Origin of the sequence: Aliidiomarina celeris (genome assembly GCF_003316875.1) — a bacterium.
In the GTDB taxonomy this organism is placed as follows: Bacteria; Pseudomonadota; Gammaproteobacteria; order Enterobacterales; family Alteromonadaceae; genus Aliidiomarina; species Aliidiomarina celeris.
This window is the reverse complement of the sequence record NZ_QMIL01000001.1, coordinates 95589-114917: the sequence shown is the minus strand read 5'-3', so window position 1 is coordinate 114917 and position 19329 is coordinate 95589. Positions and strand designations below refer to the sequence as shown.

Here is a 19329-nt window from a genome sequence, read left to right as displayed (position 1 = left end):
AAGAAGAGACACCCATTCTATCGGCTTAAAGCAAAATAACTAGAGCTTTCTCTCAATATAAAGCGTTATTTCTCCAACACGGAAACCAAAGTAACGCATTTCAGTTTTGTTCAACAATCGCTGCTCGTCGAGCAAGTACATCCAGTCGTCTAAGGTAATACTCAAGGTGCGCTCTCCAACCGGTACTTGAAGCTTATAAACCCAGTGCAATGCATGCCCTTGCACTGTGCCCTCAGCAACACCTTCCACGTCACTGGCGCGGCCGTTGTAACGATTTTCACCAACCTTGGTGATATACCAAATACGTTCTTGCTCGCGCCCGTCGTCCCACACGAATTGTTCATCTAAAACACCTTCGTTGCCTTCCCAAGTACCCACCATTTCAACTTCAAAGCGCTGGGTAACCTTACCACTACGGTCCTGTACCATGCCGTAGGCAACTAACGGCCCGTTGAAGAACTCTTCAAGCTTCAGCGTGGGTGTGCTGTCTGCATAATCATCGATATGCGCAGCACAACCACTCAAGAACAACAAACCAAAGCCAATTGCGGCCATTTTCCAAACTGTATTCATCACTCTACTCCCAGTAGTTGATCGCGGTTTTTCTCGAAGCTCGACTTTTCCCCGAGCCAAATCGCGAGAAAGTCTTCCGCGAAAGTGTCAGACTCGATTATCCCTAACTCACCGTTGGCATTATAAAAACGCAAACCTTGCGAGCGCTCGTGTAACGCAACTAAGCAGTCGCCTTCTTGCACGTCGGGCCAAATAGAACGCAAGGTTGTAAGCCACTGCTCGTGTTCCGCTGTTACTTCGATACCTTGCTTTTTCCATTCGTCTGCAGTGGTGTCGACTAAAGTGTCAGCCTTGATATTGCGTAAGTAATTTAATTCGAGGGCTAAGGTTTGGTAATTGGGGAAATCGCCCGTGTTAGTCGCCAGTAAGGCGTCGTACACTTTAAAGAACATAACGCGTAAGCGCGTTTCGCCCACCCGCTCCACTTTCTGCGGTAAGTCGATCGCCTCTAAACACTGCGCTGAGTGGGCTTCAGTAGATGCTGTTGCCGCCAATAAAAACGCTACAAGCCAAGCACATTTGTTGGTAAACATAACTCCTCCTCACATTTTCATCTACGGAGCCGGTTGGCGCTCGTTCATGTTCGCGCGTGAATGCTGTGCTGCTAAGTAACAGAACACCGTCATTAACCCACCCCACATCAGTGCGTAGGCAATTACCAATGATGTCATGCTGGTCAGCATTTCAGCGGCACCGAAGCCCACACCGGCCAAGTAAGTGATGGGCCCAAAAATAAGGCCAAACAGCGCACACACAATGTAACGGCCGCCGAGCCAGTCCATCGCGGTAAACGCCATCGCCGCGAAGCCGATCCAAAGCCAAATAAGCCATGCCGGCAAGCCCTCGGTCCCCGTAAAACGCAAAACACCGAGTTGAATCACCAACCACTCTGCGAATAAGCCCAATAGCACAAAGAGCAGCAACGACTTACGTTTCAGCAGCAATGGCTTCCAGTTCACAAAGAACATCAGGCCAATCAATGGAATGGTTACCCACAACCACGGGTCACGCCCAGCTACCGCTGCGAACCATACAAGGTCGAATACTACAATATGAACTAGGCGTTGTAAGGACACCCTTTTAAGGAGACTTTGCATTGTGATTTTGTCGCCATTAGTTGTACAGCACTCACGGTGCGTTCACGGAATCCGCCTTCGCAATAGCACAGGTAATAATTCCATAACCGAGAAAAACGATCGTCGTAACCGAAGGCTTCTAGTTCGTTCAATTTTTGGTTAAAGTTCACACGCCAGTCTTTTAAAGTGTCCGCGTAATGCAAACCAATGTCGTCAACTAAGCGAATATTCATGTCGGTGTATTTGCGATACATCTTTGCCAGCAGCTCCATTGACGGCAAATAGCCACCTGGGAAAATGTGCTTTTGGATAAAATCAACGTTACGGTTGTAAGCTTTCAAACGTTGGTCGGCAATAGTTATCGACTGCAGCACCATACGCCCATCAGGCTTCAGTAAGCTGGAACATTTGCGGAAGAACTCTGGCAAATACTCCGCGCCCACAGCTTCAATCATTTCCACCGACACGAGCTTGTCGTAGGTGCCGGTTAAATCGCGATAGTCTTCTTTCAATAAGGTTATTTTGTCGGTCAACCCTAAGGCTTCTATACGCGCTTTGGCGTAAGCATACTGCTCTTCAGAAATAGTGGTCGTGGTGACATGGCAACCGTAATTCTGCGCCGCATAAATAGCCAAGCCGCCCCAACCGGTACCAATTTCTACCAGTTGATCGTTTTCGTTAAGCTCTAACATTTCGCACAAGCGAAATAATTTATAGGTTTGCGCTTCTTCTAGCGTTGCCTCTTGAGCCGGGTACACTGCGCTCGAGTATTGCAAACGCTGATCGAGAAAACGTGTATACAGTTCGTTCCCTAAATCGTAATGCGCAGCTATATTTTCTTTTGCTTTGCGCTTGCTGTTCCGACGTCGAATATGACCAATCATTCGCAAGGGCCAACTCATCCACCCTACTTTACGCTCTAAGCTATCGAGCGCATGCAAGTTAGCAGCAAACAACCGAATAACTTGGGTTACGTCCGAGCTGGTCCAGTCACTATCAATAAAGGCCTCACCAGCACCAATGTCGCCTTGCGTTAAAAAACGGGTATAAGTACGAGCGTTATGCACTTCAATCCGCGCCTGCGGTTGGCTATTTGCACTGCCGAAAACCCCCATTACCTCACCATTTTCGACAATGGTGAGCTGCCCTACTTTTAAGTGCGACAAAATACGAAATAATACTTTTCGTGCACTGCGTTCCATTAAACTTGCGTTGCTATTCGCTTGGACCACTGTGTCTGTTTGCGGCATACGAGTCATACTTTATTCCTAGTTGTTGTTTGGCTGCGCCTTTTTGTGACCGTAAAACGGCACCTTTTTTATAAAGAGTTTAAGTGCTTGCCAATAAATACCCATCACAATCTTCGTTGTCATGAGCGGATGTATACGTAATACGCGAGAAATTTCCTTTCGGTTTAACGCTCTGCGTTCTAAGGTCATGGTCGCGTCGAACTCAAGCTGCTCACGGTGAGCCGCAATATGTACAAGTGCACGCTCAGTAGGTGCCTTTAAACGCCAGTGATACGTCATTTCGAGTGGGTTAAAGGGCGATACATGAAAACGTTTCTCACTTTCTTTTTGATTATTGAGATCTACTAAATAATAGTAACGCTCATTCCACGGTGTATTACTCACTTCCGCAAGCATGTGGCTGAACTCGCCAGCGGCAGTCTGCAAGAAATAACAATTCAATGGGCTAAAAAAAACACCAAAGGTTCGAATATTTCCGAGAAAAAACACACGCCCGGTAAGCGTTTCGCCATGCAATTCCGACATCTTACGCAACACCGCGTCTTGCAATTTTTCTTGCGAAGGTTGGTAATAATCGCGCAGGTAATCGGTCGGCTTAAAATGCAACAGTGCTCTCTTGTTCTGTTCGGTACTTAACCAACGGCTTTGTTGTTGAACCTCGGCCAATTCATCGAGCGCCAAACACCATTGCGTCAATTTGTATTGAAAACGGTGCACTTTGGGAACATAGCGCCGATGGCGAACTACCCCCCAATAAACACCGCTGTCTAATCTATTCGTGCTCATGCATTACGCCGTCGTTAGGTTGTGGTGCAATTGCCGCCACTTGAAAGCGCGCAGCAAGGTCATTCGCACTGCGCACGCCGTCTTCATGAAAGCCGTTATACCAATAGGCACCACAAAAATGGGTTCTATTCTGCCCACAGATATCTTTCCGACGCTTACGCGCCGCAAAGGAACTCAGTGAATAAACCGGGTGATGATAAACAAAGCTACGTAAAATTTTGTTTTTATCAATCGCCGCTGAGTTATTCAGTGTGACACAAAATGTCGGTTTTACCGTTAACCCTTGCAGTATATTCATGTTGTAGGTCACCGTTGCGGGCCGTGTTTCACCATTTTGCTGCTCTGGTAGCAAGTAATTCCAGCTCGCCCATGCTCTTCTGCGTTTTGGTAACTGGTTAATATCCGTGTGCAGCACAACATCGTTGGCTTGGTAGGGTATACCACCTAAAACCTCTTGCTCCGCGGTAGTGGCGTCGTCAAGCAATGCCAACGCTTCGTCACTGTGGCAAGCAAAAATAATCTCATCAAACAATAGCTCTGGGTTGCTGTTGTTGAAGCGAATCACCACACCATTTTCGGTCCGCCGCACACCGGTTATGTCTGCGCTTGTATTAATTTTATCCGTAAAACCTGCCGTGAGTGGGCCAAGGTAACTACGCGAACCGCCCTCGATGACCGCCCACTGTGGTCTGTCTTTAATATTTAACAAGCCATGATTCATGAAAAATCGTAAAAAGAAACCCAAGGGAAATTGCGAGGCCTCTTTTAAACTAGCAGACCAAATGGCGGCGCACATAGGAAACAAATAATTAAAGCGGAACTGGGCACTCAACCCCAGTTGCTCAACAAAAGCCTCCAAGGTGGTGTTGTCCACATCGATTTCGGCATTCTCGAGTGCCGCTTTTGCCGCTTTATTGAAGGTTACTATTTCATTCAAAAACGAATAAAAAGAAGGTTTCAATACATTCCGGCGCTGAGCAAATAAGGTGTTTAAGTTATGCCCGTTGTATTCCAAACCTGTCGTTGGATTTTGCACACTAAAGCTCATTTCCGTGTCTTTCCACCGTACTCCCAAGCTACGCATGAGTGCGCGAAACAGCGGATAGGTATGGTCATTAAAAACAATAAAGCCCGTGTCTATTGCATACTGTTCGCCGTCAACTTCTACGTCTACAGTGGCTGTGTGTCCGCCTATTTTTGCATTCTTTTCAAATACGGTAATGTCGTGGTCTTTGTGTAACAAATGAGCAGCAGTAAGTCCGGCAACACCTGTGCCGATAATTGCAATTCGCATACGAGGTCCTTTATTGAGCATTTTTCATTCGGCGGGAAATAGCTATCTGCAAGCGTAACGGAAGCTTATGAATAAACCGTAAAATCCAACCAAAAACACGGGGGAAATAAATTTGAGCCTTGCCCTTTGCTAGGCCTTTTTGAATTGCCTTCGACGCATCAGCAACTGTTATTTTCATTGGCATTTCGAAGTCATTTGCGTCTGTCATTGGCGTTTCTACAAAACCCGGTGATATGGTCGTTACGGCAATGCCATGTGGTGCTAAGTCTACTTTTAAACTGTTCCCTAAGTAGTGTACCGCCGCTTTGCTCGAGGCATATGCCTCTGCGCGGGTAAAAGGCATTAACCGCGCCATACTGTCTACAATCGCTAATCGTGAACCCGCACCCAACTTCGGGAGCAATGCGTCTACACAATTCACTACACCAAAGTAGTTGGCCGCAAACACACGTTCAAACAGCTCGCTTTCAAAGTCGCTGAGTTCGTTCACGTACTCACAAACGCCCGCGTTCAATATCACGAGGTCCACCTGCTCAAGCGAACCAAGGGTGGTGCGAACCGCCTCGCGATCAGTCACGTCAAATTGCAGCAATTGCACGTACTCTTCTGCCTCACCGCAGTCTTTCTTCAAAGCTTCAAGTTTGTCGGGTGACCGGCCGCACGCATAAACCCGGTGCCCGCTTTTACTGTAATCCAAAACCAGTTGACGACCTATACCCGAGGTAGCGCCTGTAATTAAGATATTCATTTATACTCCAGTCGCTTTCTAACTTGGTGAATTAAAAAACCAATAACAGGAAGGTGTTCATACACCATGGCCCCTAAGTCGTAAAAGTCGCGATGGTGGGTGATCAGGCCTGAATCAGGATCGAACTGAATGTAGCTGGTTCCTGGCACCCTAATCATTTTTCCTTTATTAATAGCAGTGTGCGACAACTCCATGGTCCACACCAAAAATGTGCTTTCAGTACCCTCGAGTACATGCTCAAAATGGAAAGAACACGACTGGGCATTGCCTAAACCATGGCGAAAGTAGTCACTAAGCTCTTTTATACCTTCGACTTTTTCAATCGGATCTTCAAACTGAATTGACGGCGCATAAATCTCGCCAAGTTGCGCCAACTTGTCCAAGGAAAAGTGCGCGTAGAAGTCTTGAAGCCGCTGTACGTGCTTAGATTGAGCCATTTTTTACCTTCTTAAATGTTTCAATAAACTGCTCACGCATTTCGCTGTGATCCACAATCGGAGCTGGATAGTTGTTGCTACGGTCATATTGACGAAGCCAACGATGTGGCGCATGAATTTCCTTCACTGGAACTTGCTGTAATTCTTTTACCCATCTACGAATGTATTCGCCCGAGGGATCAAATTTTGCACTTTGGCGCTCCGGATTAAATACTCTAAAATAGGGAACTGCATCAGTGCCGGTAGACGCACTCCACTGCCAACCACCATTATTCGCCGCAAAACTGCCGTCCACTAAATTTTGCATAAAAAACCGCTCTCCCAACCGCCAATCAAGCTGCAGATCTTTAACAAAGAAACTCGCTACAATCATACGCACACGGTTGTGCATCCAGCCTTCGGCAGCAAGTTGACGCATACCCGCGTCAACAATAGGAAAACCAGTTTTGCCACTCGCCCACGCCTGAAAATGCGCATCGTTTTGTTGCCAAGGAAATTGTTCGGTCTCGGTAATGAACGCTTTGCCATAACTCAACCGCGGCACATGCCACATTAAATGTTGGTAAAAGTCGCGCCACGCGAGTTCCGACAACCAGGTGTCGGCGCCCTTGCCCAGCCCAAAGGGGAAGTCTGGCGCTTGTTCAGCAAGCCCGCGCAACAGCGTGCGTACGCCCAATCCGCCATTCTCTAGATATGGTGAAAGTAAAGACGTTCCGGGCTTTGCTGGTAGGTCGCGGGCGCTACTATAGTGATGAACACGCTCGTGAATAAAGCGTTGCATACGCTGTTGTAGGTCGCTGGTATCAGCACCATAAGCTGAGCTGTCGCGTTTATCGCCAGAGAGGGTAATTGGCGTTGGCTCCAGCGGTTCGCCCTTTGGTTTTAGATTTTCTGGGGCAGAAACACCCTGCTCAGCAACAACCTTTAACCAAGTTTTATAAAAAGGTGTGAATTTTTTATAGTAACTGCCGCTACCCGTTTGAATACGTTCAGGCGCAACCACCACCAAATCGTCAAATTTATGAACGGCCTTACCGTGTTGCTCAAACCAAGCGGCTACCGCGTTGTCGCGACGCTTTTCGTTAAGCGGGTATTCACGATTGAAATAGAGCGCGTCCACGTGCAGCTCTTGCGCGAGCGCCAATAATGCTGCCGGTAGCTGCTTGTCGGTATCGCAAACAACAGTATGCAATATTACCCCTAACGCGCCCAATTCTGCTGCAAGTGCATTCAGCCGACGTTCGTAAAGATCACGCTTGATCGGTGCCCAGTCATGGCGTTGCCATTGCACTTCCGTAATGGCTACAACGGCGTGTACGCATTCATGATTTTGCCAAGCATGTGCCACTGCCAAATTGTCTTGCACCCGCAAATCTTGGCGGTACCAAATTAATGCACTCATTATTAAAGCCCGTACCTTAATCGTAATTCATTTGGATAAGGCTGAAAGTAACTTTGCCCCAACAAATAAGGCTTAGGAAACAGCCGTAAATAGTGTTTGATTAGCGTAAGTGGTGCTGATAGCGGCTCTAAACCCTGTCGATACTGTAGAATAATGTCCGCTAATTCTTGCCGCTCAATGGCCGATAAGTCGTTCTTAAAATAGCCCTGCACATGCTGCAGCACATTCGTATGGTCACGTTTTGAAGCTGGGCCTTTAAGCGCATTCATTACTTTTAAAATATAATCGTCGGCAAACGCCGAGGTGAGTTCAGAAAGGTCTCCAAGTAGCCGTCCGAGCTCACGATATAACGGCTGATCGTGCGCGAGTAACAATAGCTTGTGCCTTGTATGGAACTGATACAAGTCCTTTTTACTCACAGGCTTGTTAAGCGCTTTCCACTCAGCATAGACAAACAATCGCGCAACAAAATTCTCCCGCAGCAAAGGGTCGTTTAAACGACCATCTTCTTCCATTGGTAACGCGGGCTCGAGCTGTTGAAGGCGCTGAGCGAAAATGCCCATGCCTTCTTTAACATTATGTTTTTCGCCTGGCTCATAAACCCGAACCCGCTCCATTCCACAACTCGGAGATTTAGCGCAAAGGATGTAACCACTCAACTGTGCAATTTTGTCGCGGTATCGATCTGCAAAAGCACTCAGCTCATCGGTTACATCTTGTCCAGTTTTCGGCACTACAGCTCTTACCTCGTCTTGTCCTCCTCGCTCTAGGCGAATCGTCGGCCGCGGAACCGTCATACCTATTCCCACCTCCGGACAAAGCGGCAGATAATCAACGAATTCATGCAGCGCGTGTTGGCAAAAATCAGACCCTTTGTGACCACCGTCATAACGCACTTTTTGGCCGAGCAGGCAGGCGCTAATACCTACCTTGGCTTTAGAAGATTTCAGTTGTTCAGCTTCGCTCAATTTGGTGTGTTCCATTTCATTGCCTTTTCATTCCGTATTTTGCTATTTGGTACTTTGCTATTCATTGCTTTGCGATCCTGAACTTTACGCTTCAGTTACTCAGCAAAAATTGAAGTACGTTTAAATGTTCGAAGTAGATTAGGTGTTTCCCTCTATAAACGCACGGTTTTTTCCCGCTTCTTGGCTCTGCTGTACGAGCAGCGGCACTATTTTTTAACAAATAGATCCGCTTTCCTCATCTTGCCGTAGTTACTGCAAAGAAGCATCGATTAATTAAAAGGCAAAGTTACATTATGAACAGCGCAGCCCATCAACTTCCATTATTCCCGCTTACGGCGCACATTTTGCCCGGCGGTAGAATGAAACTGCGTATCTTTGAACCACGCTACCTGCGCATGGTCAAGGAGTCGTTCGAGCAGAACAACGGCTTTGGCTTATGCATGTTAAATCCGCAAGGTAATGTGGAGTCTAATGGTCATATTTTCCCTGTCGGTACGCACGTTCAGGTCATTGACTTTGAAGCGCTGAACGACGGTATGTTGGGCATTACCATTGAGGGCGGGGAACTCTTCAATATAAAGTCCATTCACACCGAAAAAGACGGTTTGCGCATCGGCGAGATTGAGTGGCAAAGTCCTTGGCAAGCACCTGTGTGTGACCAAGAGCACCCGGCTCTGGTGGCGAGGCTTGAAGAGGTTTTTGCTACCTATCCTGAGCTCGATGAACTTTATCCAGAAAAGCACTATGACGACATTCGCTGGTTGTGTGGGCGTTGGCTTGAGTTACTCCCCCTAGACCCAAACGTGAAGCAAGAGCTGATATCGTCGCAATGCCCGAAAAAAATATCTGAATATATTTGTACATTGTTTGAGTGCTTTTGATCCCTAACGAAGCCGAGGACGTAGTAAACGTAAATAACGGTAGATTGTTTGGTATTTCAACCATTAAGGCGTAGACTACATATGCAACTTATGCAGCAAAAAGAAAATACGCGAAACATGACTACGAGCCCAGTACCGACAGACGGAACTGAGTCTGCCGAGCACTTAGCGGGACTTCTTTCCAAGATTGCCGCCACGCAATGCAGAGCCGCTTTTAGCGAATTATTTAAGTATTTCGCACCTCGGCTACTTGCCTATGGAACGCGTCAGTTCGGCAATGAACAAATCGCTTCCGACTTAGTGCAAGAAACCATGACAAACGTTTGGCACAAGGCGCACTTATTCAAAGCCGATAAAGGTTCCCCCGCCACTTGGATTTTTACCATAGCGCGGAATATACGGTTCGACTTCTTACGGAAAAATAAGCATCGGCAAAATGACCTAAGCGCCGACGACTTGTGGCCAATATTGGCCGAAACCAACGAAGGCTTAGACGACGACTACGCCCTCGACCAGAATATATTACTACAGCAAATTGCTAGCTATTATCAGCAGTTGCCAGACAACCAGCGTGTAGTAATTGAACAGATTTACTTGGAAGGTAAGTCGCAACAAGAGGTTTCCGACGGATTAGGAATACCACTCGGAACCGTAAAATCAAGAACGCGACTTGCGCTTCAAAAACTAAGAGAGATGATTGAAACTCATGATTAAATTTCATCCTTCTGACGAAATGATTCATCAATTTGCCGCGGGCAGTCTTAACCCAGCGTTAAGTGTGGTGATATCAACTCACGTCGACATGTGTCCACACTGCCAAAAGCAGGTGTTAGACGCCGAACAGCTTATGGCAGAGCAATTAACCAAGGCGCCGAAGCCTCGGTTAAACAGCCATGCACTGGACGCTATGCTCGAGCAAATTATGACCAGCCAAGCGCCCGCGCCAAAAGCAAGCAACGACGATTATTCAAATGTGCTGAATTTGGACGGTAAGCTATTTAATTTACCGCCTACTTTGGCACGCCAGCAAAACCGAATTGGCCATTGGAGCCGGGTTCCTGGCAAGATGCTAAGAGCGCCTATCGACATCGGTAGCGACGAATGCATTAATTTAATTTATATGGACAAAGGCAGCCGTGTACCTGAGCACACCCATAAAGGGCAAGAAGTGACCTTGGTGGTGAACGGTGTATTTAACGACGAACGTGACGAATATACCGATGGCGACTTCATTTTGATGGATAGCTCACAGCACCATACGCCGGAAACGCAAGACGAAGACTGCCTAACGCTGGCTGCACTCGACGCTCCCTTGCACTTCACTTCCGGAATTTCGCGCTTGCTGAATCCATTCAGTAGTTTGTTCTTCCGCTAGTTTTCTTTGTAGCGAGAAGAAAGAATCTGAACACATTAAAAAACCCGCTTTCCGAAAGGAAGCGGGTTTTTCTTTGCCGTCTGTTTCAGGCTTATTGTTTTATATCAGCATCTTCTACACGCGCTTTCAATTTCTGACCCGGTCGAAAGGTAACTACCCGCCGTGCCGAAATTGGAATGTCTTCACCTGTTTTAGGGTTTCGCCCCGGTCGCTCAGACTTGTCGCGTAAATCGAAGTTACCAAAACCAGATATTTTAACCTGCTCACCGTTCTCTAGCGCAGCCCGTATTTCTTCAAAGAACAATTCAACCAAATCCTTTGCTTCACGTTTCGACAAACCCGCTTTCTCAAACAGGTGCTCTGCAATATCTGCCTTCGTTAGTGCCATATTAACTATCCCTCAACACTGCATTAAATTCTGTTTCTAATGCCGTAACCACTTGATTCACAGACGCATTCACGTCTTCGTCTGTTAAGGTCCGGTCCGCTGCCTGCAAAGTTAACGCTATCGCTAAACTTTGTTTATCGCTAGGTAAGTTATCACCTTGATAAACATCGAATAAGTGTAGTTCAACTATATGATTCGCGCCAACTTTCTCTATCGAATTTAATACATCTCCAGCCGCTAAACTACGTTCCACTACAAAAGCGATGTCACGCCGAATAGACGGATAACGAGAAATGCTTGTTGCCCGAGGAATTGCACGTGTCGAAATAGCTTCAACACTCAGTTCCCACACAAAAGCACGGCCTTTTATCCCAAAGGTTTTGTCGAACTGTGGGTGTAACGCTCCACAAAAGCCTACATAGCGATCGTTATGGTAAATGTCGGCACCCTGCCCCGGATGAAGCGCGGGGTTCGACGACGCGACAAAAGAATATTCATTTGTAGCGCCGTTGGCCGCCAAAAGATTCTCTACATGACCCTTCACTTGATAAAAATCAACAGCCGCATTGCCAAGTTTCCAATGCTCAGGAACTTCTGAACCTACCGCAACACCGCCAATTACCGGCTCCTGCAAAATGCCATTTTCCGCATCTGAATTAGGTGTGAAACGAAGCCCTGTTTCAAAAAAACGGATTGCCGGTTGTTGACGCTTCTGGTTATAGCCTGCGGCTGTTAAAAGCCCTGGCAATAAGCCTAACCGCATAGACGACATATCCACCGATATTGGGTGGGGTAAGTTTAACGCGGTATGGTTTGGATACAGCAGCGCTTGGTGCTTAGGGTCAACGAAACTGTAGGTAATCACTTCTTGGTAGCCGAGCGCCAAAACCCGCTGCTGCAATGTACGCAACGACACCTTCGCTTCACTGTTGCGATACATCCGTAAACGAGCCAAGGGCGCAGCAGAGGCGATGTTGTTATAACCGTAAACCCGCGCCACTTCCTCAATCAAATCTTCCTCAATGGCAATGTCGAAACGGTATGCCGGTACTTTCACCGTCCATTGCTCGTCGCTGAACTTCGTTGAAAAGCCAAGCCGTTGAAGGATTTCAGTTACCTGCTGTGGTGCAATTTCTGCGCCTAAAACTTTCAACAAACGCGAAGCACGAAGAGTTACGATCGTAAAAGTTGGAATGTGATCCTCGCTTTTCGCTTCCGTAATCGGCCCTGCGTCGCCGCCACAAATTTCTAGCAACAATTGTGTGGCGCGTTCCATTGCCGTGCGCTGTAGTTCAGGATCTACACCTCGCTCATAGCGGTGCGACGCGTCTGTGTGCAAACCAAAGCGACGCGCTTTACCGGTAATGGCCGCGGGGCTAAAGAATGCGCTTTCCAAAAACACATCTCGCGTTGCCGCGGTAACGCCGCTGTCTTGACCACCAAAAATACCTGCTATCGCCATGGCTTTTTGCGCGTCGGCAATCACCAAAACATCGTTTTGCAAGCTTACTTCTTCACCGTCCAATAATGTAAGTTTTTCATCTGGGTGGGCATAACGAACGCTCACTTTCCCTTCTATTGCTGCCAAGTCAAAGGCATGCATAGGGTGGCCGAGTTCAAGCAAAACATAGTTGGTAATATCCACCACCGGATCAATAGAGCGCACACCACTGCGGCGTAGTTTCTCTTTCATCCAAAGTGGTGTTTTTGCCGTTACATCAACACCTTTCACAATTCGCCCTAAGTAACGTGGGCAGGCTTCAGGTGCCTCAAGTTCAATTGCTAAGGTATCTCGAATGCTGGGCGCAACGCTTTTTACTTCCGGCGCGTTTACGTCGAGGTTGTTCAGTACCCCTACTTCGCGCGCTAGGCCACGGATACCCAAGCAGTCGGCACGATTCGGGGTTAAATCCACGTCGACAGTTACGTCGTCAAGGTCTAACCATTCGCGCAAATCGGTTCCTACTGGTGCGTCAGTTGGTAATTCAACAATACCGTCATGATCATCGCCCATGCCCAGTTCAGAGAACGAACACAACATGCCATGCGACGGATGCCCCCGTAATTTGGTTTTTTTAATTTTAAAGTCGCCCGGAAGAACCGCACCCACGGTTGCAACCGCTACTTTTAGGCCTGCACGACAATTCGGTGCGCCGCACACTATATCGAGCAATTCACCGGTCCCCACATCTACCGTGGTTACCTGCAATTTGTCTGCGTCGGGGTGGCGGCCGCAGGTTACTACTTCGCCCACCACAACGCCACTGAACGCTCCAGCCACGGGCTCTAAGCCATCTACTTCAAGGCCTGCCATGCTGAGTTGTTCAGCTAATTGTTCACTTGTAAGAGCAGGATTGACCCAATCGCGTAACCACTTTTCACTAAATTTCATTGTGTCAAAACTCCCTTAACCAAACTGTTTCAAAAAACGCACGTCATTTTCAAAAAAGGCACGAAGGTCATTTACGCCGTAGCGAATCATGGTTAAGCGTTCAACACCCATACCAAAAGCAAAGCCTGTGTACTGTTCTGGGTCAATATTCACCGCCCGCAACACATTCGGGTGTACCATGCCGCAGCCTAAGACCTCTAACCAATCACCCCCCTTGCGGCGCACGTCAACTTCCGCTGAAGGCTCAGTAAATGGGAAGTAAGACGGACGAAAACGAATCTCTAAGTCTTCCTCAAAAAAGTGGTGCAGGAAGTCGTGTAAAATTCCTTTGAGCTCAGCAAAGCTAACATCGGTGTCGACCATTAAGCCTTCAACCTGATGGAACATTGGCGTATGGGTTTGATCGTAGTCGTTACGATACACTCGGCCTGGGGAAATAATTCGCAGCGGTGGTTGTTCATTTTCCATCGTGCGAATTTGCACACCCGACGTTTGCGTACGCAACATCGTGTGCGGAGTAAAATAGAAAGTATCGTGATCGGCCCGCGCTGGGTGATTGGTAGGTATATTTAAAGCATCGAAGTTATGAAAGTCGTCTTCAACCTCAGGGCCTTCTTTAACCGCAAAACCGAGCTGACCGAAATACTGCTCAATGCGCTGAATGGTTTGTGTTACCGGATGCAAGTTACCGGGTTTTACTGCGGTGCCCGGCAAACTCACATCGATGCGTTCAGCCTCGAGCCGCGCGTTCATTTCAGCGGCCATTAAGGTGTCGCGACGCGCATTCAATAAGCCTTGAATTTCTTCTTTCGCAACGTTTATGGCCTGCCCCGCTTGCGGACGTTCCTCAGCACTGAGCTTACCCAAGCCTTTTAAAAGCTCAGTCATTTGCCCTTTTTTACCCAGAAAACTAACGCGAACGTCGTCTAATTCAGCCGGCGTATTTGCCGCTGCAACAGCAGCGCGGGCTGCCTCTAGAATCGCTTGTAAATCCATGAGATTCCTCTGTGTTTACCATACCAACCCGGCTGTTGCTCGAGTTTAATTTTGAAAGGCGGAATTGTACCAGAATAGCAACAAAAAGGGAGCCAAAAGGCTCCCTTCTAGAACGCTAAATAAAGAATGCTGCTTACGCAGACAAGCCTTCTTTCGCTTTCTCAACTAAAGCAGAAAAACCTGCTTGGTCATGAACAGCGATATCAGCGAGGATCTTGCGATCGATTTCAACGGACGCTTTCTTCAAACCGTTGATAAAGCGGCTGTATGACAAACCACCTTGACGTGCCGCTGCGTTAATACGAACAATCCATAATTGACGGAATTGACGCTTTTTCGCGCGACGGTCGCGGTATGCATATTGACCGGCTTTAGTTACAGCTTGGAACGCTACGCGATAAACACGTGAACGAGCACCATAATAACCTTTCGCCTGCTTCAGGACTTTCTTGTGACGCGCACGCGCGATCACACCACGTTTTACTCGTGCCATTTGCTATCTCCTCTCTTATGCGTAAGGCAACATACGATCAACAAGGGCCACATCTGCTTTGTGAACCATGTTTTTCGCACGAAGGTGACGTTTACGCTTAGAGCTCTTCTTGGTCAAAATGTGACGCAAGTGAGACTGTTTGCACTTGTATCCGCCTGAAGCGGTTTTCTTAAAGCGCTTAGTGGCGCTTTTAACACTTTTCATTTTTGGCATTGCTAACTCCGCATTTGGTTGCCAATTGAGTTACAGGGTGAAGGACCAAACCGGTACCTTACTTGTAAACCTCTGCTACTTCTTACTTTCCGGGGCCATGACCATGATCATTTGGCGCCCTTCAGCCCGTCGAGGGAAACTTTCGCATTGAGAAATATCTTCGAGGTCGGCTTTAATCCGCTCCAGAAGTTGTAAACCCAATTCTTGGTGTGCCATTTCCCGGCCACGGAAACGCACGGTGACTTTTGCTTTATCACCACCCTCAAGAAAGCGACGCAGGTTGCGCAGTTTTACCTGGTAATCGCCTTCATCTGTGCCAGGTCGGAATTTAACTTCCTTAACCTGAATCTGTTTCTGCTTTTTCTTTGCTTCTTTTTGTTGCTTGCTCTTCTCGTAGAGGAACTTACCGTAATCCATAATGCGGCAGACCGGGGGCTCCGCGTTTGGGCTGATTTCAACCAAATCTAAACCCGCTTCTTCAGCCAACTGTAGTGCTTCGCTAAGCCCAGTAACACCAACCTGTTCACCTTCTGCGTCAATTAAGCGCACTTCAGGGCAAGTAATGGCATCATTAATCCGTGTTTTATCGGCCTTTTGACCTTTTCTTCCACCTTTAATGGTTCGTTCCTCCAACAAATTTAAGAAATAGTGCGTGCTTTTACTTCCGTACTTAGCTTCTCAATAAAGTCTGTTACTGCAAGTTTACCTAGGTCTTCACCTCGGCGTGTACGCACCGCTACTTGCTGTTGTTCTACCTCTTGGTCACCAACAACGAGCAAGTAAGGAATTCGCTTTAATGTATGTTCGCGAATTTTAAAGCCTATCTTCTCATTTCTCAAGTCGGCTGTCGCGCGAAATCCTTGATTTTTCAGTTCAGACACTAAGTTTTTCACATAATCGGCCTGTTTGTCGGTAATATTCATTACCACAACTTGCGTTGGCGACAACCAAGCAGGGAAAAATCCAGCATATTCTTCAATCAAAATTCCCATAAAGCGTTCGAGCGACCCTAAAATGGCGCGGTGAATCATTACCGGCACATGGCGCTCGTTGTCTTCACCTACATAACTCGCACCGAGTCGATTGGGTAAAGCAAAGTCGAGTTGTATGGTGCCGCATTGCCAAGCACGACCAATACAGTCGTGTAGGGTAAATTCAATTTTGGGTCCGTAAAACGCACCTTCACCAGGCAAGTACTCAAACTCTATATCATTGGCTTTCAATGCCTCGGCCAAAGCGGTTTCAGCGCGGTCCCACATGGCGTCGTCACCGAGGCGCTTCTCTGGGCGAGTAGAGAGTTTTACTACTACTTCGTTAAAACCAAAGGTTGCGTAAGTTTCGTACACCATGCGAATACAGCTGGCCACTTCTTCTTGCACTTGTGCTTCGGTACAAAAAACGTGGGCGTCGTCTTGAGTAAAACCACGGACGCGCATTAAGCCGTGTAAGGCACCCGACGGCTCATTACGATGGCAACAACCGAACTCAGCCATACGCAAAGGTAGATCACGGTACGACTTCAAGCCTTGATTAAAAATTTGCACGTGGCCTGGGCAGTTCATGGGTTTTACTGCGTATTCACGATTTTCCGACGCTGTAGTAAACATCAGCTCCGAAAACTTTTCCCAATGGCCTGACTTCTCCCACAGCACGCGGTCCATCATTAATGGGCCTTTTACCTCTTGGTAGTCGTACTCGTTGAGCTTTTCACGAATATATTTTTCAAGCTCTTGGAAAACGGTCCAGCCGTTGTGGTGCCAGAACACCATCCCGGGTGCTTCTTCTTGCCAATGGAATAAGTCTTGCGCCTTACCAATTTTACGGTGATCACGCTTTTCTGCTTCTTCTAAGCGTTGTAAATACGCTTTTAACTGCTTTTTGTCAGCCCACGCTGTGCCGTATATACGCTGCAACATTTTGTTGTTTGAGTCGCCACGCCAATATGCGCCCGCTACTTTCATAATTTTGAAGTGCTGGCAGAACGTCATATTCGGTACGTGTGGGCCACGGCACATATCAATGTATTCTTCATGATGATAAAGCCCTGGGCGATCATCACGCGCCACGTTTTCGTCGAGAATTTCAACTTTGTACGACTCACCGCGCTGCACAAAAACTTCTCGCGCTTCTTCCCAGCTCACTTTCTTTTTCACCACGTTGTAACCGGTTTTGGCGAGTTCTTTCATGCGTTTTTCGAGTGCATCAAGGTCGTCTTGATGCAACGGACGGTCGAGATCAACGTCGTAGTAAAATCCGTTATCAATAACTGGACCAATCGCCATGCGCGTATTTGGCCACAATTGTTTAATGGCGTGGCCGAGCAAATGCGCACAAGAATGGCGAATAATGTCTACACCCTCGTCATTTTTTGGGGTGATAATTTCCAACTTCGCGTCGTTTTCGATCATCTCGCAGGCGTCGACTAACTCGCCATTAATGCGACCGGCCACAGTAGCTTTGGCAAGACCTGGACCAATATCGAATGCTACGTCGAGCACAGAAACAGGTTGCGCAAACTCGCGTTTACTACCGTCGGGAAGGGTAATTACAGGCATGAAATGAGGTTCCTTTTTTACAGTGGTGACACGCACCAAGTGCCACTTGTACACAAACAGGCTGAACGAGGCGAAAAAAGCCGTTACAAATTCAACCCAAGAAAGAGCCGAAACTATAACGAAAATGAGGCTTTGACGCAATCGAAGCGCTACCTTTTCTGCTCAATTCAAGCTACTCTTGCGCAACTTCTCCTGTATGCACAGCTGATTTCTATTAAAGGGTTCTTCATGTCGTTGTATTTTGGCCAGCTTGCCGCCCTACTCGCCGCCTTCCTCTGGGCTGTCGCTACGCTTTTTTACAGCAAAAGCAGCCATCATTTAAGCTCTATTCAATTGAATTTAGTCAAAGGTTTGGTCGCCACACCGTTATTGCTGCTTGGCATTATGCTGCTACCCAGTGCTACCGGAGCAGGTTGGCAGCTTCCTATTTTCTTGCTGATGACACTGAGCGGTATTATTGGCATTACCCTCGGCGACAGTTTTTATTTCTCAGCTCTGCGCCGGCTCGGGCCCGCTCACGCTGTTTTGTTTGAATACCTCGCGCCGCCATTAGCGGCCGTTATTGCATGGCTCGTGCTCGCCGAAACCATTAGCCTATTACAAGGTATTGCCGCCACGGTAGTCATTACCGGGGTAATGATTGTACTCACTGAGCGCCAAACGCTTGGCAAAGCCCCGCTCAGTCGCTCCGGTATTTTCTTTGGTATTGGCGCAGCACTTTGCCAAGCCGTTGGCTTGGTCATGGCCTTTTACGCGTTTCAGCAAACAAATGTTGCTCCAGCGGAAGCCGCTTTTGTAAGAATTTTGGGCGGCACACTTGCACTCACCCTTGGTATTCTTATTGTCAAACCGTGTTTGCTGCGAAGCACCTACCAAGGCTTGCAGCAAACTCATTTAGCAACTCTTTTTACTGCAATTGTATTCGGAACCTTTTGCGCTATATGGCTGCAACAAATCGCTGTTGCTCACGTAACACCGGGAATCGCGCAAACGCTACTTTCCACCGCGCCTCTTTTTATACTCGCCATACATGCAGCGCAGGGTAAACGTGTCAGCCTGCGCGCAGTTAGCGGAACACTGTTTGCTATGCTCGGCATCGTCGCGCTATTCGCCTAAGCCGTTTAACACCGCACTTGCCTACCCAACTTTGCTTCAACAAACAAAATTTATTGAATCCTCGATAGCTTACATATTCTTTGCCGTAGAGAGCCTGCAAAGCCGCGTCCTGTTGCTAAACTCATACAAAGGTTTGAGGCGGCGCCGAGGAGGCCACCATGAGCGAAGAACGTGTACGAGACACTCGCATTACATGCCCCCATTGTGGGCACCATGTTCATGTTCCAGTAGACTTGTCGGAAGACGAGCAAGACTACTTAGACGAATGCCAAGCATGCGGTGGCGACATTCACCTACACTTGTTTTTAAACACCGGCGATGATCGCCTGCATTTGCTCATAAATGCAGACGACGAACAACTCTACTAGCACCGTAGTAAGGGCGGC

At 47.7% G+C, this 19329-nt stretch carries 22 protein-coding genes; 5 read left to right on the top strand and 17 right to left on the bottom strand.

Annotated elements, in window-relative coordinates; all coding sequences use genetic code 11:
- Positions 1-39: 39 nt before the first annotated feature.
- Genes DQW12_RS00530 through DQW12_RS00485 form a run of 10 tightly spaced genes read right to left on the bottom strand, consistent with a single transcriptional unit; the run spans position 40 to position 8549 of the window.
- On the bottom strand, positions 40-573 hold the full coding sequence (locus tag DQW12_RS00530; RefSeq protein ID WP_113905767.1) for a DUF3833 domain-containing protein: 534 nt from the start codon (positions 571-573) through the stop codon (positions 40-42).
- Positions 573-1106: a chalcone isomerase family protein gene (locus DQW12_RS00525; protein WP_113905766.1), complete on the bottom strand. Its 534-nt coding sequence runs from the start codon at positions 1104-1106 to the stop codon at positions 573-575. Before DQW12_RS00525 ends, DQW12_RS00530 begins: the two co-directional genes overlap by 1 nt.
- Positions 1107-1127: 21 nt before the next feature.
- On the bottom strand, positions 1128-1670 hold the full coding sequence (locus DQW12_RS00520; protein WP_113905765.1) for a DUF2878 domain-containing protein: 543 nt from the start codon (positions 1668-1670) through the stop codon (positions 1128-1130).
- A complete protein-coding gene (locus DQW12_RS00515; protein ID WP_113906574.1) occupies positions 1631-2899 on the bottom strand; it encodes an SAM-dependent methyltransferase in 1269 nt (422 codons plus the stop codon). Before DQW12_RS00515 ends, DQW12_RS00520 begins: the two co-directional genes overlap by 40 nt.
- Before the next feature lie 18 nt (positions 2900-2917).
- The gene (locus DQW12_RS00510) at positions 2918-3685 is read right to left on the bottom strand and encodes a DUF1365 domain-containing protein (RefSeq protein WP_113905764.1); all 768 of its coding nucleotides are present in this window, start codon (positions 3683-3685) and stop codon (positions 2918-2920) included.
- Positions 3672-4979: an NAD(P)/FAD-dependent oxidoreductase gene (locus tag DQW12_RS00505; protein ID WP_113905763.1), complete on the bottom strand. Its 1308-nt coding sequence runs from the start codon at positions 4977-4979 to the stop codon at positions 3672-3674. The genes DQW12_RS00510 and DQW12_RS00505 overlap by 14 nt, the downstream gene beginning before the upstream one ends.
- A gap of 10 nt (positions 4980-4989) precedes the next feature.
- On the bottom strand, positions 4990-5727 hold the full coding sequence (locus tag DQW12_RS00500) for an SDR family NAD(P)-dependent oxidoreductase (RefSeq protein WP_113905762.1): 738 nt from the start codon (positions 5725-5727) through the stop codon (positions 4990-4992).
- Complete coding sequence (locus DQW12_RS00495; RefSeq protein WP_113905761.1) at positions 5724-6164, bottom strand: nuclear transport factor 2 family protein; 441 nt, start codon at positions 6162-6164, stop codon at positions 5724-5726. The genes DQW12_RS00500 and DQW12_RS00495 overlap by 4 nt, the downstream gene beginning before the upstream one ends.
- Complete coding sequence (phrB, locus tag DQW12_RS00490) at positions 6151-7566, bottom strand: deoxyribodipyrimidine photo-lyase (RefSeq protein WP_113905760.1); 1416 nt, start codon at positions 7564-7566, stop codon at positions 6151-6153. The genes DQW12_RS00495 and phrB overlap by 14 nt, the downstream gene beginning before the upstream one ends.
- Positions 7567-7568: 2 nt before the next feature.
- Positions 7569-8549: a YbgA family protein gene (locus DQW12_RS00485; protein ID WP_113905759.1), complete on the bottom strand. Its 981-nt coding sequence runs from the start codon at positions 8547-8549 to the stop codon at positions 7569-7571.
- Positions 8550-8827: 278 nt separating this feature from the next.
- On the opposite strand from DQW12_RS00485, the gene DQW12_RS00480 reads away from it, so the two are divergent.
- The 3 genes from DQW12_RS00480 (at position 8828) to DQW12_RS00470 (ending at position 10790) form a co-directional block, all read left to right on the top strand.
- Positions 8828-9415: an LON peptidase substrate-binding domain-containing protein gene (locus tag DQW12_RS00480; protein ID WP_113905758.1), complete on the top strand. Its 588-nt coding sequence runs from the start codon at positions 8828-8830 to the stop codon at positions 9413-9415.
- A 90-nt stretch (positions 9416-9505) separates the two neighbouring features.
- Positions 9506-10129: a sigma-70 family RNA polymerase sigma factor gene (locus DQW12_RS00475; protein WP_370444348.1), complete on the top strand. Its 624-nt coding sequence runs from the start codon at positions 9506-9508 to the stop codon at positions 10127-10129.
- On the top strand, positions 10122-10790 hold the full coding sequence (locus DQW12_RS00470; protein ID WP_113905756.1) for a ChrR family anti-sigma-E factor: 669 nt from the start codon (positions 10122-10124) through the stop codon (positions 10788-10790). Before DQW12_RS00475 ends, DQW12_RS00470 begins: the two co-directional genes overlap by 8 nt.
- Before the next feature lie 91 nt (positions 10791-10881).
- Here the strand turns inward: DQW12_RS00470 and ihfA are convergent, their stop codons facing one another.
- From ihfA to thrS, 7 genes are all read right to left on the bottom strand, one after another.
- On the bottom strand, positions 10882-11178 hold the full coding sequence (gene ihfA, locus DQW12_RS00465; protein ID WP_113905755.1) for an integration host factor subunit alpha: 297 nt from the start codon (positions 11176-11178) through the stop codon (positions 10882-10884).
- Between the two features lies 1 nt (position 11179).
- Positions 11180-13570 (bottom strand): phenylalanine--tRNA ligase subunit beta, encoded by a 2391-nt coding sequence (pheT, locus tag DQW12_RS00460; RefSeq protein WP_113905754.1) that lies wholly within the window; start codon positions 13568-13570, stop codon positions 11180-11182.
- A 15-nt stretch (positions 13571-13585) separates the two neighbouring features.
- Positions 13586-14566 carry a phenylalanine--tRNA ligase subunit alpha gene (gene pheS, locus DQW12_RS00455; protein WP_113905753.1) on the bottom strand — a complete coding sequence of 327 codons (981 nt, stop codon included), beginning with the start codon at positions 14564-14566 and terminating at the stop codon, positions 13586-13588.
- A 133-nt stretch (positions 14567-14699) separates the two neighbouring features.
- Positions 14700-15059, bottom strand: coding sequence for a 50S ribosomal protein L20 (gene rplT, locus DQW12_RS00450; RefSeq protein WP_113905752.1), 360 nt, complete (start codon positions 15057-15059; stop codon positions 14700-14702).
- A gap of 15 nt (positions 15060-15074) precedes the next feature.
- Positions 15075-15272 (bottom strand): 50S ribosomal protein L35, encoded by a 198-nt coding sequence (gene rpmI, locus DQW12_RS00445; protein ID WP_113905751.1) that lies wholly within the window; start codon positions 15270-15272, stop codon positions 15075-15077.
- A 75-nt stretch (positions 15273-15347) separates the two neighbouring features.
- On the bottom strand, positions 15348-15905 hold the full coding sequence (infC, locus tag DQW12_RS00440) for a translation initiation factor IF-3 (RefSeq protein WP_113906573.1): 558 nt from the start codon (positions 15903-15905) through the stop codon (positions 15348-15350).
- Between the two features lie 5 nt (positions 15906-15910).
- Entirely contained in the window at positions 15911-17827 is a 1917-nt protein-coding gene (thrS, locus tag DQW12_RS00435) for a threonine--tRNA ligase (protein WP_113905750.1), read from the bottom strand.
- Between the two features lie 228 nt (positions 17828-18055).
- On the opposite strand from thrS, the gene DQW12_RS00430 reads away from it, so the two are divergent.
- Together DQW12_RS00430 and DQW12_RS00425 are read left to right on the top strand one after the other, a co-directional pair.
- Positions 18056-18943 (top strand): EamA family transporter, encoded by an 888-nt coding sequence (locus DQW12_RS00430; protein ID WP_113906572.1) that lies wholly within the window; start codon positions 18056-18058, stop codon positions 18941-18943.
- A 158-nt stretch (positions 18944-19101) separates the two neighbouring features.
- On the top strand, positions 19102-19311 hold the full coding sequence (locus DQW12_RS00425) for a CPXCG motif-containing cysteine-rich protein (protein WP_113905749.1): 210 nt from the start codon (positions 19102-19104) through the stop codon (positions 19309-19311).
- Positions 19312-19329: the final 18 nt, after the last annotated feature.

What these genes read in the sequence shown, in the direction of transcription:
- DQW12_RS00530 (WP_113905767.1), bottom strand. Translation starts at nt 573, where the DNA reads ATGAATACAGTTTGGAAAATGGCCGCAATTGGCTTTGGTTTGTTGTTC.
- DQW12_RS00525 (WP_113905766.1), bottom strand. Translation starts at nt 1,106, where the DNA reads ATGTTTACCAACAAATGTGCTTGGCTTGTAGCGTTTTTATTGGCGGCA.
- DQW12_RS00520 (WP_113905765.1), bottom strand. Translation starts at nt 1,670, where the DNA reads ATGCAAAGTCTCCTTAAAAGGGTGTCCTTACAACGCCTAGTTCATATT.
- DQW12_RS00515 (WP_113906574.1), bottom strand. Translation starts at nt 2,899, where the DNA reads ATGCCGCAAACAGACACAGTGGTCCAAGCGAATAGCAACGCAAGTTTA.
- DQW12_RS00510 (WP_113905764.1), bottom strand. Translation starts at nt 3,685, where the DNA reads ATGAGCACGAATAGATTAGACAGCGGTGTTTATTGGGGGGTAGTTCGC.
- DQW12_RS00505 (WP_113905763.1), bottom strand. Translation starts at nt 4,979, where the DNA reads ATGCGAATTGCAATTATCGGCACAGGTGTTGCCGGACTTACTGCTGCT.
- DQW12_RS00500 (WP_113905762.1), bottom strand. Translation starts at nt 5,727, where the DNA reads ATGAATATCTTAATTACAGGCGCTACCTCGGGTATAGGTCGTCAACTG.
- DQW12_RS00495 (WP_113905761.1), bottom strand. Translation starts at nt 6,164, where the DNA reads ATGGCTCAATCTAAGCACGTACAGCGGCTTCAAGACTTCTACGCGCAC.
- phrB (WP_113905760.1), bottom strand. Translation starts at nt 7,566, where the DNA reads ATGAGTGCATTAATTTGGTACCGCCAAGATTTGCGGGTGCAAGACAAT.
- DQW12_RS00485 (WP_113905759.1), bottom strand. Translation starts at nt 8,549, where the DNA reads ATGGAACACACCAAATTGAGCGAAGCTGAACAACTGAAATCTTCTAAA.
- DQW12_RS00480 (WP_113905758.1), top strand. Translation starts at nt 8,828, where the DNA reads ATGAACAGCGCAGCCCATCAACTTCCATTATTCCCGCTTACGGCGCAC.
- DQW12_RS00475 (WP_370444348.1), top strand. Translation starts at nt 9,506, where the DNA reads ATGCAGCAAAAAGAAAATACGCGAAACATGACTACGAGCCCAGTACCG.
- DQW12_RS00470 (WP_113905756.1), top strand. Translation starts at nt 10,122, where the DNA reads ATGATTAAATTTCATCCTTCTGACGAAATGATTCATCAATTTGCCGCG.
- ihfA (WP_113905755.1), bottom strand. Translation starts at nt 11,178, where the DNA reads ATGGCACTAACGAAGGCAGATATTGCAGAGCACCTGTTTGAGAAAGCG.
- pheT (WP_113905754.1), bottom strand. Translation starts at nt 13,570, where the DNA reads ATGAAATTTAGTGAAAAGTGGTTACGCGATTGGGTCAATCCTGCTCTT.
- pheS (WP_113905753.1), bottom strand. Translation starts at nt 14,566, where the DNA reads ATGGATTTACAAGCGATTCTAGAGGCAGCCCGCGCTGCTGTTGCAGCG.
- rplT (WP_113905752.1), bottom strand. Translation starts at nt 15,059, where the DNA reads ATGGCACGAGTAAAACGTGGTGTGATCGCGCGTGCGCGTCACAAGAAA.
- rpmI (WP_113905751.1), bottom strand. Translation starts at nt 15,272, where the DNA reads ATGCCAAAAATGAAAAGTGTTAAAAGCGCCACTAAGCGCTTTAAGAAA.
- thrS (WP_113905750.1), bottom strand. Translation starts at nt 17,827, where the DNA reads ATGCCTGTAATTACCCTTCCCGACGGTAGTAAACGCGAGTTTGCGCAA.
- DQW12_RS00430 (WP_113906572.1), top strand. Translation starts at nt 18,056, where the DNA reads ATGTCGTTGTATTTTGGCCAGCTTGCCGCCCTACTCGCCGCCTTCCTC.
- DQW12_RS00425 (WP_113905749.1), top strand. Translation starts at nt 19,102, where the DNA reads ATGAGCGAAGAACGTGTACGAGACACTCGCATTACATGCCCCCATTGT.